General features: G+C 62.4%; 16 protein-coding genes. 8 read left to right on the forward strand and 8 right to left on the reverse strand.

The window, feature by feature from the left end:
- Positions 1-21 precede the first annotated feature (21 nt).
- Complete coding sequence (locus KYE46_RS00640) at positions 22-465, forward strand: hypothetical protein (RefSeq protein ID WP_219002718.1); 444 nt, start codon at positions 22-24, stop codon at positions 463-465.
- Positions 466-479: 14 nt separating this feature from the next.
- Here the strand turns inward: KYE46_RS00640 and KYE46_RS00645 are convergent, their stop codons facing one another.
- The 5 genes from KYE46_RS00645 to KYE46_RS00665 all read right to left on the reverse strand — a co-directional run bounded on the left by KYE46_RS00645 (position 480) and on the right by KYE46_RS00665 (position 3,753).
- Positions 480-674 carry a Trm112 family protein gene (locus KYE46_RS00645; RefSeq protein WP_219002721.1) on the reverse strand — a complete coding sequence of 65 codons (195 nt, stop codon included), beginning with the start codon at positions 672-674 and terminating at the stop codon, positions 480-482.
- The gene (locus KYE46_RS00650) at positions 671-1,315 is read right to left on the reverse strand and encodes an LON peptidase substrate-binding domain-containing protein (RefSeq protein WP_219004961.1); all 645 of its coding nucleotides are present in this window, start codon (positions 1,313-1,315) and stop codon (positions 671-673) included. The genes KYE46_RS00645 and KYE46_RS00650 overlap by 4 nt, the downstream gene beginning before the upstream one ends.
- 27 nt (positions 1,316-1,342) lie before the next feature.
- Complete coding sequence (gene trxA / locus KYE46_RS00655; RefSeq protein WP_219002723.1) at positions 1,343-2,251, reverse strand: thioredoxin; 909 nt, start codon at positions 2,249-2,251, stop codon at positions 1,343-1,345.
- A gap of 65 nt (positions 2,252-2,316) precedes the next feature.
- On the reverse strand, positions 2,317-3,105 hold the full coding sequence (locus tag KYE46_RS00660) for an exodeoxyribonuclease III (RefSeq protein ID WP_219002725.1): 789 nt from the start codon (positions 3,103-3,105) through the stop codon (positions 2,317-2,319).
- 27 nt (positions 3,106-3,132) lie between these two features.
- Positions 3,133-3,753, reverse strand: coding sequence for a YrbL family protein (locus KYE46_RS00665; RefSeq protein WP_219002727.1), 621 nt, complete (start codon positions 3,751-3,753; stop codon positions 3,133-3,135).
- Between the two features lie 245 nt (positions 3,754-3,998).
- Between KYE46_RS00665 and KYE46_RS00670 the strand changes: the two genes are divergently transcribed.
- Positions 3,999-5,255, forward strand: coding sequence for an MFS transporter (locus tag KYE46_RS00670; protein WP_219002729.1), 1,257 nt, complete (start codon positions 3,999-4,001; stop codon positions 5,253-5,255).
- A 155-nt stretch (positions 5,256-5,410) separates the two neighbouring features.
- Here KYE46_RS00670 and KYE46_RS00675 read toward each other — a convergent pair whose 3' ends face one another.
- Positions 5,411-6,097, reverse strand: coding sequence for a response regulator transcription factor (locus tag KYE46_RS00675; RefSeq protein ID WP_219002731.1), 687 nt, complete (start codon positions 6,095-6,097; stop codon positions 5,411-5,413).
- Positions 6,098-6,261: 164 nt separating this feature from the next.
- On the opposite strand from KYE46_RS00675, the gene ribA reads away from it, so the two are divergent.
- The 3 genes from ribA to KYE46_RS00690 are packed head-to-tail and all read left to right on the forward strand — an operon-like array spanning position 6,262 to position 8,185.
- Positions 6,262-7,335 carry a GTP cyclohydrolase II gene (gene ribA, locus KYE46_RS00680; protein WP_219002732.1) on the forward strand — a complete coding sequence of 358 codons (1,074 nt, stop codon included), beginning with the start codon at positions 6,262-6,264 and terminating at the stop codon, positions 7,333-7,335.
- Between the two features lie 45 nt (positions 7,336-7,380).
- Entirely contained in the window at positions 7,381-7,668 is a 288-nt protein-coding gene (locus KYE46_RS00685; RefSeq protein WP_219002733.1) for a DUF1330 domain-containing protein, read from the forward strand.
- 7 nt (positions 7,669-7,675) lie between these two features.
- Entirely contained in the window at positions 7,676-8,185 is a 510-nt protein-coding gene (locus KYE46_RS00690; protein WP_219002734.1) for a L,D-transpeptidase family protein, read from the forward strand.
- Between the two features lie 16 nt (positions 8,186-8,201).
- On the opposite strand, the gene KYE46_RS00695 is transcribed toward KYE46_RS00690, so the two are convergent.
- A complete protein-coding gene (locus KYE46_RS00695; RefSeq protein WP_219002735.1) occupies positions 8,202-8,855 on the reverse strand; it encodes a YggS family pyridoxal phosphate-dependent enzyme in 654 nt (217 codons plus the stop codon).
- A 71-nt stretch (positions 8,856-8,926) separates the two neighbouring features.
- Positions 8,927-10,006, reverse strand: coding sequence for a porin (locus tag KYE46_RS00700; protein ID WP_219002736.1), 1,080 nt, complete (start codon positions 10,004-10,006; stop codon positions 8,927-8,929).
- A gap of 474 nt (positions 10,007-10,480) precedes the next feature.
- On the opposite strand from KYE46_RS00700, the gene KYE46_RS00705 reads away from it, so the two are divergent.
- The 3 genes from KYE46_RS00705 (at position 10,481) to lptE (ending at position 14,093) form a co-directional block, all read left to right on the forward strand.
- Entirely contained in the window at positions 10,481-10,963 is a 483-nt protein-coding gene (locus KYE46_RS00705) for a DUF3576 domain-containing protein (protein ID WP_219002737.1), read from the forward strand.
- Positions 10,964-11,056: 93 nt separating this feature from the next.
- Positions 11,057-13,624 (forward strand): leucine--tRNA ligase, encoded by a 2,568-nt coding sequence (gene leuS, locus KYE46_RS00710; protein WP_219002738.1) that lies wholly within the window; start codon positions 11,057-11,059, stop codon positions 13,622-13,624.
- Entirely contained in the window at positions 13,611-14,093 is a 483-nt protein-coding gene (gene lptE / locus KYE46_RS00715) for an LPS assembly lipoprotein LptE (RefSeq protein ID WP_219002739.1), read from the forward strand. Before leuS ends, lptE begins: the two co-directional genes overlap by 14 nt.
- Positions 14,094-14,099: the final 6 nt, after the last annotated feature.

Below are 14,099 nucleotides of genomic sequence, written 5' to 3' on the forward strand. Positions count from 1 at the left end.
ACATTTTCAGGGAGCCGCCCCATGACCGGACCAAAACTCTTTTCCATGATCATCTTTGGCACATTGGCTTTTTTCTTCGCCTTCCTCTTCTCCATCGGATTGAACAACGCCTTCGGATCGCTGGCGACCGCCACCATCGGCGCGGCACTGACCTGCGCGTTCATCTGGTTTGCCCGCTCCGCGCGCCACGCCTTCGCGCGCGGGTTCCTTGGCCTCGGCGCGGTGTTCATCATCGTCCCGGTCGCGGCGCTGGCGGGCTTTGGCGAGCAGATCAGCAACGGTGCCATGGCCTCGCTGCAATCCGGCACGAGCATGACCGAGGAAGAGACCAGCGCATTGGTTCTTTCCTCGGTCTTCGCCTCGGCAGGGCTGGTTTTCGGATTGGTCGTCGGGTTGATCCTGATCCTGATCGGCGGGCTGATGCACCGCAACACGACTGCGACGCCCAACAGCGTCACCGAGTAGCGTTGCCGCGTAGATCAGTCGAGCTTGCGGGCTTCTTCTTCCAACATGATCGGGATGCCGCCCCGGATCGGATAGGCCAGATGCGCGGCCTTTGAGACCAGCTCCTGCCGTTCCGCGTCATAGCTCAACGGCGCCTGTGTCATCGGGCAGACCAGCGCCTCCAGCATCCGGCGGTCGATCGGGGCGCGGGGCTTGGGATTATCACTCATTGCATCCGCTCCTCATCCAGCCCCGACGCGAGCGAGAACTCCAGCAAGGTCACAAGCGTCTCGCGCCGCGTGGCAAGCGAGGGTGCTTCCAACAGCGCCTGCTTTTCCTCGGGATCGAACGGGCACAGCATGGAGAGCGAGTTGATCAGCAACTCGTCATCCGCCTCCTTCAGGCTGTCCCAATCGGTCGACAGGTCCTGCGCCTCGAAATAGCGGTTGAGAAGGGCAAGAAACGGGTCTCGGTCGAATTCCTTGTCCACTTCCGATGCGCCCAGGTCCGCCTCGAACCCGCCCCAGGAGACGTCGCACCGCCGGTAGGGGGCGAAGCCTGTGACCTCCTGGCTGACGCGGAACCGCGACACGCCACCCAAGGTGATCATGTAGCGCCCATCCTCGGTCTCCGAGAATTGCGTCATCCGCCCGGCGCACCCGATATGGTGCAACTTCTCCTCGCCAGAGCCCGGCGCTTCGAAGGGTTGTACCATGCCGATCAGACGATGCGGCGTCTTCATCGTGTCCTCGATCATCTGCAGATAGCGAGGCTCGAATATATGCAGCGGCAGACGCGAGCGTGGAAGCAGCAAGGCGCCCGGTAGGGGGAAAATCGGGATCGTGCCCGGTAGATCTGCGTGTGTCATCATACGCATGGAACTAGGCTGATCCTCCCCTCAGGCAAATATCATTGACGAGAGTCTGCGACGTCCGTTGAGTGCGATGGGATCCTGCGGCGGCAGCGCGTCGAAGATGGTGAAAAGTTGCGTCTTCGCGGCCTCGTCGTTCCAATTGCGGTCACGGCGGAACAGGTCGAGAAGATGGTCGACCGCCTGCTCGACCTCACCATGGGCATGAAGCGCTTGGGCCAATTCGAACCGGGCGGCATGATCGTCGGGGTTTGCCTCCACGGCGGCCTGCAACTCGGCCAAAGGACCCGCCTTCTCGGCCTGCCGTGCCAGTTCGATCTGGGCGCGAACGGCCTCGAGCTCAGGGGCGTTGAAAATCGCATCGGGCGCGGTCGAGAGCAATTGCTCGGCCTCGTCGGTCTGCCCCATCGCAAGATGCGCACGCGCGAGGCCACCCATGGCGGCGGCATTCTCGGCCTCTTCCCCCAGGATCGCCGCGAATGTCTGCGCCGCGTCGTCATGGTCTCCGGCGGCCAGCATCTCTTCCGCTGCTTCCAGAGCCTCGCCCAGACCGCCATCCTCGTTCGACATGGCAGCAAGCTTGTTGACGAACTCCTTGATCTGGCTTTCCGGCACTGCACCCTGAAAACCGTCGACGGGCTGGCCCTCGTGGAACGCATAGACGGTCGGGATCGACTGCACCCGAAGCTGCGCGGCGATCTGCTGGTTCTCGTCCACGTTGACCTTCACCATGCGGACCTTGCCCTTGGCGGCAAGAACGGCGGCCTCCAGCTGTGGTCCAAGGGTCTTGCAGGGCCCGCACCATGGCGCCCAGAAGTCGACGATCACGGGCGTCGCCTGACTGGCCTCGACCACGTCAGCCATGAAGGTTGCGTCGGTGACGTCCTTGATCAGATCGGAAGGAGTGGCGTCCGGTGTAGTGCCGAATTCGAGCATCTGGGGGCTCCATAATTAACTAGTGTTGGGCCCTATATGCGGTGTCGGACGCGGCACGCCAAGGGTCACAGGTCGAATGTCGCAAAAACCGGTGCGTGGTCCGAGGGTTTTTCCCACCCACGCGCGTGGCGCGCGATGCGGGAGGAGTGGGCGGCGTTGGAGATATCGGGCGTCGCCCAGATGTGGTCGAGCCTGCGCCCCTTGTCGGCATTGTCCCAATCGGGAGAGCGGTAGGACCACCAGCTGTAGAGCTTGCCATCGGGGATGTCGGCGCGGGTGACATCCACCCATTTTCCCGCATCCTGCGCTTCCGCCATGTGTTCGACCTCGATCGGCGTGTGGGAGACAACCTTCAGAAGTTTCTTGTGATCCCAGACGTCGTCCTCACGCGGGGCGATATTGAGATCTCCTACAAGAATGGACTTCTGCGGATTGTCCGCGTGCGCCCAATCTCGCATGTCGGTGAGGTAATCCAGCTTCTGCCCGAACTTGATATTCTTCTCCCGGTTCGGCTCATCGCCCCCGGCGGGCACGTAGAAATTGTGGATCGTCACGCCGTTCTCCAATTGGCCAGCGACGTGACGGGCGTGGTCGAGGCCGGCGAATTCATGGGAACCGACCTCCGTCATCGGGATCTTCGAATAGATCGCCACGCCGTTGTAGCCCTTCTGCCCGCGCGCAACGACATGTGTATAGCCAAGCGCCGCGAATACGTCCGAGGGCATCTTGTCGACCGGGCTCTTGCACTCCTGCAGGCATAGAACATCGGGCGCTTCCTCCGTCATCAGCTGCGAGACAAGGGTCTGACGCAGACGGACCGAGTTGATGTTCCAGGTGGCGAGGGTGAAGGGCATGTTAGTTTCCGGCGTTAGGTGCGAGTTTCAGGACTGGTTCAAGACGCTGTCGAAGGAGGCCAAGACTTCTGCAATCTTCCGGCGCTGTTCGTACAGACGGGCCCCCGGTACGTAATGGGGCGAGATCAACTGTCGGTACACGATTGTCTTGAAATCGAACATGCGAAGCTGCAATTCGCCGTCTTTTTCAACGAGCATCAGGTTCTCTTTGCGTAACCCATGCGTGAAAATTCGGTGGTCGCATAGCATGTCAGTGAGATTTACGTAGTGCATTCTCGCCGTCGCGAGCTCGTCGCGCGTGAACACCGATGTTTCTCGCTTCTTGATCGCATCGCCGAGGACTTCCGCGCGGCTGGCACCGTAGGACGCATGTTCCGCCATGATGGCGGTGCCCAAAGAGGTGTTCTCCAACCCAAGGATGCGCGCCACGAAGGGCTCGTGACGACCGAGACGTATCATCATGTCGGCATAGCCCTTGAACTCTCTCGTCAACGACGGCTCGATCGTCGGCGGTCTCTCATACCAGCGCAGACGTCCTGGGAGAGCGCGCTTTTCAATCTTCAGAACACGGTCCGGGTAATCGGGATGTTGAAAGACGTCCCGGGTCTGATTGCGGCCGAGCAGTTGGGTGTCGTCAAGAGTTATCATGATATGAGGGACCATCCGGGCTGTGTCACAGAACTGTAACATTGCAGTCCAAAGGCTGCATCCAGTTAGTTCAACTCACGAAAGTTGGGGCGATGCGGTCAGCAGTTGCTTTGTTTTTGCGGAAAGCCATCTCCCTCGCCGAACCACCACCCCAATCACCCCACCGGCAGTCGCGAAATAACCTGCATGGCTCGCATTGCGTATGCCGCAAGTCAGGGCGCAAGGTGGGAGGGAAGGAGACCTACATGCCTGCCCTGATCCGCGAGAACCGCAATTTCCGGCTGTTGATGACCGGCGCGGGCTTTTCCAACCTGTCGGATGGCATCGGGGCGCTTGCGTTTCCGTGGTTGGCCACACTGATCACTACGGACCCGCGGGCCCTCGCCGTGGTTGCGTTCGCGACGCGGTTGCCGTGGTTTCTCTGGTCGTTGCCCGTCGGTGTCTGGACGGACCGCGCCGACCGCCAGCAGATGATGGTCCGGGCCGATATCGCCCGGATGCTGCTGGCCCTGGCGGTTGTGGCCCTCATTCTTGCGGGGCCGAGCGCGCCGAGTGGCCCTACGGCTGTCTGGATGATCGCAACCCTCGCCGCGCTGGCCTTTCTCATGGGAACCGCCGAGGTCTTCCGAGACAACGCCGCCCAGACAGCACTGCCGAGCCTCGTTCACAAGGACCGGTTGGAGGAGGCCAATGGCCAGATATGGTCCGCCGAGCAGATCATGGGGCAATTCGTCGGCCCGCCCCTTGCAGGCTTGCTCATCGCCCTCGCGGTTCCTGCCCCTTTCCTGTTCGATGCCGCCATCTTTGCGGTCGCGGCTTGGGCCGTCTGGAAAATCGGCTTTCCCGCTCGCGGCGCGCCCTCGGCTCGGACAGGTTTCTGGAAGGAGATGCACGCGGGCTGGACATGGATCAGGCAGCACCGGGTGATCCTGCAACTCGCGATCATCCTCGGCGGGCTCAATGCAGCTCATATGGCGGGGTTCACGGTCCTCGTGCTCTACAGCCAGGAAATCCTTGGACTTGGCGCCTTCGGCTACGGGTTGTTGCTGACAGCCGGGGCGGCGGGCGGTGTCCTTGGCGGGCTCCTCTGCCCCCGCATCGCCAAATACCTCGGCTCGGCCCGCAGCCTTTGGGTGGCGCTCGCGCTGATGCCGCTACCCTTCCTCGGCCTCTATTTCACATCGAACGTCTGGTTCGCGGGCCTCCTCCTGTTCGTGGAGACGCTGGTGGCCGTCCTGTGGAACGTGGTGACCGTCTCTTACCGGCAACGCATGATCCCTGATGAGCTTCTCGGGCGGGTCAACGCGATCTACCGTTTCTTCGGGTGGGGAATGATGCCCCTCGGGGCGCTGGCAGGAGGCTGGATCATGGCGCTGGCCGAGCCCGCCATCGGGCGGGAAGAGGCGCTTCGGCTCGTGTTCCTCGTGGGCGCCGCGATGTTCGGGGCCCTGTTTCTCTACGGTGCGCTGCGACTGCGCCTGCCGCCCGCGGCGCAGGAGTGACATCGACACCTAGCCAAACGGGCAAGAAAAAAGCCCGGACACGAGGTCCGGGCCAGTCAACAGGGAGGCTTGGTACCGTTCCCGTAAATGGGACTGCCCGGTACCGGGGCATGGCACTTTGGGAACGCAACAGATCAGCTGAAGGTTCCCGAGCGTCACGCCACCAGCCGATATCCGCCGGACTCCGTGACCAGAAGACGCGCGTTCGAGGGGTCAGGCTCGATTTTCTGCCGCAAGCGGTAGATATGCGTCTCCAGCGTGTGGGTGGTGACACCCGCGTTGTAGCCCCAGACCTCGTGAAGCAACACGTCGCGGGCAACGACGCCGTCCTGCGAGCGGTAGAGGAACTTGAGGATGTTGGTCTCTTTCTCGGTCAGCCGGATCTTCCGCTCGTCCTCAGTGATCAGCATCTTCATCGCCGGCTTGAACGTATACGGCCCCAGTTGGAAAACGGCGTCCTCGCTCTGCTCATGCTGACGCAGTTGTGCGCGGATGCGTGCGAGGAGAACCGGGAAGCGGAACGGCTTGGTGACGTAATCATTGGCGCCCGCATCGAGGCCAAGGATCGTATCCGCGTCACTGTCATGCCCCGTCAGCATCAGCACCGGGCATTTGACGCCCTGTTTGCGCATGAGCCGGCACAGCTCGCGTCCGTCGGTATCCGGCAGGCCCACGTCAAGGATCACGAGGTCGTAGATCCCCTCCTTCGCCCGCTCCATCGCCTGAGCGCCATTCGCAGCCTCGAAGACATCGAAATCTTCGGTCATGACAAGCTGTTCAGACAGCGCCTCGCGCAGGTCATCTTCATCGTCGACCAGTAGAATTTTCTTCAGGTTTGCCATTGTCCGGCCTCCCGCCGTCTTGTTTCGTTGCTCCGACATGGCGCCCGACAGGGGCTTTTGTCTACGGGTGTAACCATGCCTCACGTGCGTGTGTGCCCCTGTGAGGAAATGTTTCAGACCCGACATAGTTTCATTTCCCCGCCGCGACGGGCTATGTGTTTGCCATGAGCCTCTTGCCCTCCACCTCTGATCTCGTCGCCCGCGCCCGCAGCGATTTGCGCGTCGGTTTGCCCGTGGTGCTGCAGGAGGGAAACGCCGCGCTGATTGTGATGGCCTGCGAAACCGCCAGTGACGCGCGGCTGACGGCGATGCGAGCGCTCGGGCCTGCGGTTGCCGCGATTACCGGCTGGCGCGCCGAGACGCTGAAGGTGCGTGTCTACGACGGCGATATCGCGCGGATCGTGATGCCGTCAGATGCCGGGGCGCTCTGGCTTAAAGAATTGGCGGATCCTGCCTGCGACCTCAATGCGCCGTTGCGAGGGCCATTCAGGGAAGAACGAGAAGGCACCGCCGCGTTCCACCGCGCCGCGCTTATGCTGGCGAAATCGGCGCAGCTTTTACCCGCTGTTGTCGGCGTTCAGGTCACGCAATGGCCCGACGGGCTGACCGTCCTTCCCATGGCCGCGACGCTGGATGACCTCGCCAGCGCAACGCCACTTGCACCCGTTGCCGCCGCGCGTCTGCCCATGGCGCTTGCCGGGGCGGGGCGGTTGCACATCTTCCGGCCCAATAATGCCGAGATCGAGCATTATGCGATCGAGGTTGGCCGTCCGGACCGATCCAAGCCTGTCCTCGCGCGGCTCCACTCGGCCTGTTTCACCGGCGACGTACTGGGCTCGTTGAAATGCGATTGCGGCCCGCAGCTTCACGGCGCGCTGTCCGAGATGGGCGCCGCCGGTGAAGGCGTTCTGCTGTATCTGAACCAGGAGGGTCGCGGCATCGGTCTTGCCAACAAGATGCGCGCCTATGCGCTGCAGGATCAGGGCTTCGACACGGTCGAGGCCAACCACCGTCTCGGGTTCGAGGATGACGAGCGCGATTTCCGCATCGGCGCCGACCTTCTGCGCCGCATGGGGTTCGCGTCGGTCCGGCTCATGACGAACAACCCCCGCAAGGTCGAGATGATGGATGCCGAGGGCATTGCAGTGACCGAGCGTGTGCCGCTGATCATCGATCCGAACCTCCACAACGCCGCCTATCTGGACGTGAAGCGCGAGAAATCGGGACATATGCTATAGTCTGTAGCCTCATCCGAACCGTTTCCAGAACTTGGAGGATATCCGATGCCCAAGGGTTACATTATCGCCAACATCCGCGCCCATGACATGGAGGGAATGAAACGATTTTCCGAAGCTTCATCGAAGGTAATTGCCGAGTACGGCGGGCGCGTTCTGGTGCGCGACCCGAAGCCCGAGCTGCGCGAGGGCGACCTTCAGGGGATCGCCATCGTGGTGGAATTCGACGATCTCGATACCGCGCGGCGGTTCTACGAATCGCAAGGCTATACAGACGCGCGCCTGATCCGCGAGGCGGCCGCCGAAACCGATCTGCGAATCGCCGAGGGAACCTGACCACTTGATGACGCCCGAAGATATCGTTCTCACCCCCTCCGGGCTCCGCTTCTGGGGCGCGCGTATTCCTTATAGCGTAGGGCGCGGCGGCGTCGTCCGCGACAAGCGCGAAGGCGACGGCGGCACCCCCGTGGGCACGCACCGCATCGTCGGCTGCCTCTACCGGGCCGACCGGGGGCCAAGACCCTGCGAGTGGGCGGAGCCGATTGGCCCCAACGATCTCTGGTCCGATGACGACACCCGTCCGGGCTACAATCTTCAGACCCGCCGGCCGTTTGACGGCTCCGCCGAGCGTCTGGCGCGGGGCGACAGCCTGTATGACATCGTGCTCGTCACGGATTGGAACTGGCCGGATGCACAGGCGGGCAAGGGCTCGGCCATTTTCATGCATCAATGGCGCGGGCCGGGGCGGACGACCGAGGGCTGCGTTGCGGTCAGCCGCGAACATCTACGGTGGATGCTGCCTCGGATCAGCCTCGGAACTCGGCTCATCGTCCCCGACGGGCTTGCCGCGTGACGCAGAAGCGTCGCCTTTAGCCCGGCACACGCTCTCCGAAGATGGCGGAGCCCACGCGGATATGCGTCGCCCCCTGGGCGATCGCTTTCTCGAAATCCGATGACATGCCCATCGACAGCCCTTCGAGCCCGTTCCGCCTGGCGATCTTGGCCAGCAAAGCGAAATGCAACGTGGGTTCTTCTTCAATCGGCGGAATGCACATCAGGCCCTTTATCGGAAGGTCCATCGCCAGCGCGTCGGAGATGAAGCCGTCCGCCTCGGACGGGAGGCAGCCGGCCTTCTGAGGTTCTTCCCCGGTGTTCACCTGAATGAACAAGTCCGGACATGTGCCGCGTTCCTGCGCCAGATCGGCGAGCTTCTTTGCCAGCTTGGGGCGGTCCACGGTGTGAATGGCGCTGAACATCTCCACCGCCTGCCGCACCTTGTTGCTTTGCAGCGGCCCGATCAGATGCAGGTCGATCCCGCCGAATTGCTCTTGAAACGCGGGCCACCTGCCCTGCGCCTCCTGCACCCGGTTCTCCCCAAAGACGCGGTGACCTTCGGTCAAAACCGCCTCGACCCGCTCAGCGGGCTGAACCTTGGAGACGGCGATCAAGGTGATGCCGCTCGCATCGCGGCCATGGGCCTGCGCGGCGGCGGTGAGGCGGGTGGTGATCTCTGACAAAGCCATGATGCAGTACCACCAAAAGAAAAGAGCGGGCACAAGGCCCGCTCTTCCCAAATCAAACTAATCCGGTTGGATTAGAAGGACATTGCCAGGCCGAAGGACCAGGTGTTGACCGTGGCATCGGCCGAACCGGCGACACCGTCGTAGTCGTAGTCGGAGGAGCCGTAGCCGAGGTGAGCGGAGAGACCGCCACCGAGGTCGTAGGCTGCTGCCACACCGTAGCCGGTGAACTCACCCAGGTTGTCGATTTCGATCATGCCGTAGTTGGCAGAAACCGTGATCGCATCAAAGGTGTAGCCTGCGCCAACACCGACGTGGGTGGTGTCAAAGCTGGTGCCAACAACGCCAAGAGGAGCGCTGTCGCCTTCAGCTTCGTACTGGGTGTAGGTGACGCCGAAGGAGAAACCAGAGTCCAGTGCGACGTTTGCGCTGACGCCCAGAGCAGTTACGTCATCGATTGCGTCACCGAAGCCGTCCGCAGCACCACCGGTGAGGTCAGAGAACATCGTGCCGTTGATGTTGCCGAGCATCCAATCGTCACGCGGAGTCGCGACCTGATAGCCGATACCAACGCCGTAGGAACCGCCAGCGAAGGAGCCGTTGTACATGGCGCCGATTGCGTAACCGTTGTCACGGTCGCCGTCGTCATCCATCTCAACGGACGCTGCGAATGCGAAGTCGCCGAAGGAATAGTCGTAGCGCAGGATCTGGCCGTCATAGGCACCGTCGAGGTAGGAACCAACGTAGCCGACGTGGCCGGTTTCGTTGTCCTGGATGGAGCCGGCATTGCCAACTGCGGCTTCAGTCAGTGCCCAGTCCAGTGCACCGTCCGTGTCGCCCATGGTCAGGGTGCCGAAGTCACCGGAAATAAAGATGGCGATGCCACCGTTATTTTCGGGCGTGAAAGCAGCGTTTTCGTCGAGGTCAACTGCTGCACCGAAGGTGATGCCGCCGTCGGATTCACCGGAAAGCGTGAAGGTCACGTCGATGTCGGTGTGGAACTGAGTTTCCATGCTTTCGAACATGTCTGTGGTGGTGTTGTACATGTCGCCGCCGAAGACGCCCATTTCTGCGGAGCCGGACAGAGCAACGTCTGCTGCGGCAACACCAGCGGTCGCAACAAGCGCCGTGGATGCGAAGAGAACCTTTTTCATGGTTTTTCCCTTGTGTTCACTTGAAAAACTTAACCCCAAAGCGGAACGCCCGAATTGAGTATGCATGGTGTTTCGCCTTTCACCCCTTTGATTGCAATAACGGCTCAGGGGCGTCCGGCAGGTTCGAGACAGCGTGGTGCAGACATGTCACAGTCCCTTATGGCGGCAAAACCACCTGAAGCCTATTAAATCAAAGGGTAACAGGGGTTAAGTGGGTGATCCGGGGCAATGTTGCCCTTATCGCGGCCGTGCTTGTGGCGCACGGAAGCCGCGCCAGCCAAGCGTATCTCCTTCGATTCGCGCGGGCCGAAATTCGACTCGCGAAATTCGGTGGATTTTCTTGGTGTATATAGTAGTGTCCCTTTCCACCGTCGAAACGAGCCATTGAAGTCCCCGCCGATCCGAGGCGCCCCCTTGCCGCGTGAGGTGCGCTTCTATAAAAGTTGCCCCTGTAATAGGGCGGGACCAGTGAAGATGTTGAAACGACTTGCAAACTATCTGGGCACAGCCTTGATCATCGGGGCGCTCACGGCTTGTAACGGCTTGGGCAACAACCGAGAGGTGGCGGATGCGCAGCTCCGGCAGGAGGGCCTGCTGGTGGATTCGGACCGCGAGACGATCTGGGATCTCTTCGGCAACAGCGATGATCCTTCCGTTACCGTGGAAGTGAACCGCTATCTCTGGCGTGCCTCGCTGGAGATCCTCGACTTCATGCCGCTGGAAGCTGCCGATCCTTTCACCGGTATCCTCGTTTTCGATTACGCCACCCCGCCCGGCGGCCGTCAGGCCTACCGCGCCACCGTCTACGTCAGCGATCCAGCGCTGGAGGCGCGTTCCCTGCGTGTCGCCCTCCAAGGTCGCGGCGGCAGCGCCGTCAGCCGCGAGACCGCGCGACAGGTGGAAGACGCGATTCTCACCCGCGCGCGTCAACTTCGGGTTGCCGACGGCAATCTCTAGACGGGACGCAAGCGTCGGCTTAACAACACGCCGGGCTCCTCCAACCGGGAGGCCCGGCGTTTTCATGTCAAAAGACCCGCAAGGAATACCAAGATGTCCCGTTACGACCCCTCCAAGATCGAGCCGAAGTGGCAGAAGGCCTGGAATGACGCCGGGACCTTCCTCGCGACGATGGAGAGGGATCGCCCGAAGTATTACGTGCTCGAGATGTTCCCCTATCCCTCGGGGCGCATCCACATCGGCCACGTGCGCAACTACACGATGGGCGACGTGATCGCGCGCTACAAGAAAGCGACGGGCCACAACGTGCTGCATCCGATGGGCTTCGACGCCTTCGGCATGCCCGCCGAGAACGCCGCCATGGCCAACGGCGGCCACCCCTCGGACTGGACCTACGAGAACATCGACACGATGGTCGAACAGATGAAGCCGCTTGGCTTCGGGATCGACTGGACCCGGATGTTCGCCACCTGCGACCCGGAATATTATGGCCAGCAGCAGGCGCTGTTCCTCGACTTTCTCGACGCCGGGCTGATCGAGCGCAAGAACGCCGTGGTGAACTGGGACCCGGTCGACATGACCGTGCTCGCCAACGAGCAGGTGGAGGACGGCAAGGGCTGGCGCTCGGGCGCCGAGGTGGAGCGCAAGGAGCTCACCCAGTGGTTCTTCAAGATCTCTGATTATTCCGACGAGCTGCTGAGCGCGCTGGACGGGCTGGACGACTGGCCAGCCAAGGTGAAGCTGATGCAGGCCAACTGGATCGGCAAGTCGCGCGGCCTGCAGTTTGCCTTCGGGTTGGTGGAGCCGGTTGGCGGCCACGACCGGGTGGAGGTCTACACGACGCGCCCCGACACGCTTCTGGGGGCGAGCTTCGTCGGCATCTCGCCCGATCACCCGATCGCCAAGCAGCTGGAGGCGGATAACGCCGAGGTCCGCGCTTTCAACGAGGAATGCCGCAAGGGCGGCACCACCGCCGCCGAGGTCGAGACCGCCGAGAAGCGCGGCTTCGACACCGGCCTGAAGGTGCGTCATCCCTTCGACACGGCGGCCGAGCTGCCCGTCTATATCGCCAACTTCATCCTTATGGACTACGGCACCGGCGCGATCTTTGGCTGCCCCGCCCATGATGAGCGCGACCTCGAGTTCGCCCGCAAGTACGAGCTGCCGGTCGTCTCCACCTTCGTGCCCGTCGATGACGAGGGTCACACCCGCCCCGAGGACGGCGGCGCGGCCTACGTGCCGCCCAAGACTGACCCGGTGCGCTACATCGCGGGCTTCGCCGGCGAGGAAGTGCAAACCGGCAACGAGGCCATCGATGCCGCCATCGCCTTCTGCGAGGACAAGGCCGTGGGCCAAGGCGTCACCAAGTTCCGCCTGCGGGATTGGGGCCTGTCACGGCAGCGCTACTGGGGCTGCCCGATCCCTGTGGTTCACTGCGACGCCTGTGGCGTGGTACCCGAGAAGAAAGAGAACCTGCCGGTCGAATTGCCCTACGACGTCTCCTTCGACGTGCCGGGCAACCCGCTGGACCGCCACCCCACCTGGCGCGACACGCCCTGCCCCGCCTGCGGCAAGCCCGCCAAGCGTGAAACCGACACGATGGATACCTTCGTCGATTCATCGTGGTATTTCGCCCGCTTCACCGCCCCGCGCGCGGAAACGCCGACCTCGAAGGCCGAGGCGGAATACTGGATGAACGTCGACCAATATATCGGCGGCATCGAGCATGCGATCCTGCACCTGCTCTATTCCCGTTTCTTCGCCCGCGCGATGCACATCACCGGCCACCTGCCGCGCAAGGCGATCGAGCCGTTCAATGCCTTGTTCACTCAGGGCATGGTGACCCATGCGATCTACAAGACGACCAGTCCCGAAGGCCGCCCCGTCTATCACTATCCGGAAACGGTGGAGCTGCGCGACGGCGGGGCCTTTCTCGAGGATGGCACGCAGGTCGACGTCATCCCGTCCGCCAAGATGTCGAAGTCGAAGAACAACGTCGTCGACCCGGTGGAGATCATCAAGCAATACGGCGCCGATACTGCGCGCTGGTTCGTGCTCTCCGATTCGCCCCCCGAGCGCGACGTGGAATGGACGGCCTCGGGCGCCGAGGCTGCCTACAAGCACCTGGGCCGCGTCTGGTCGCTCTGCGATCGCATTGCCGAGATGGACCGCGCTGGTGGTGAGGGGGATGACGACCTCCTCCGCGAGATGCACAAGACCATTCGCGACGTCTCCAACGGGGTTGAAAGCTTCGGCTTCAACGCGGCAATCGCGAAGCTCTATGCCTTCACGAACACACTTTCCAAATCCAAGGCGAGCCATAAGGCACAGCGCGAGGCGGTGATGGTTCTGGCGCAACTCATGGCGCCGATGACCCCGCATCTGGCCGAAGATATCTGGGCACACCAAGGGGGCGAAGGCCTGATCGCCGATGCTGCCTGGCCCGAAGCGGACGAGGCGATGCTGGTGGAATCCTCGATCACTCTGCCGATCCAGATCAACGGCAAGCGCAAGTCCGAGATCACGGTCGCCAAGGATGCCAGCAAGGAAGAGGTTGAAAAGATCGCGCTCGCAGACGACGCTGTGGTCAGGGCGCTGGATGGGGCCGCGCCGAAAAAGCTGATCGTTGTCCCCGGACGGATCGTGAATGTCGTTGTTTGATCGCCGAAGCCTGATGCTCACCCTTGCCACGCTGCCCTTGGCGGCGTGCAATTTCCAGCCGGTCTACGGGCCCGGCGGCTCGGGTGAGATTATTCGCAACCAGATCAGGGTGGCCGAGCCGGACACACGTCTGGAATTCGAACTGGTCGCACGGCTGGAAGATCGGATCGGGACCGGCTCGCGCTACCTGCTGGATTACGAGATCACCCGGTCGAGCCGTGATCTCGCCATCGACGCGGACGAAGTCATCAACCGCATCAACCTCGTTGGCACCTTGGCGTTCACCCTGCGCGACGCGGCCACCGGGCGCAGCCTTCAGACGGGCGAGGTCGCGACATTTACCGCCTACGCGACCACCGCTTCGCCCGTTGCTACCGAATCGGCCAGACGGGATGCGGAAGACCGCCTTGCGGTGGCCTTGGCCGACCAGCTTGTGACCCGGCTGATCGCGGGCGCGCCCTCGTGGTGACCGGCG

The organism is Gymnodinialimonas ceratoperidinii (genome assembly GCF_019297855.1).
Lineage (GTDB): Bacteria > Pseudomonadota > Alphaproteobacteria > Rhodobacterales > Rhodobacteraceae > Gymnodinialimonas > Gymnodinialimonas ceratoperidinii.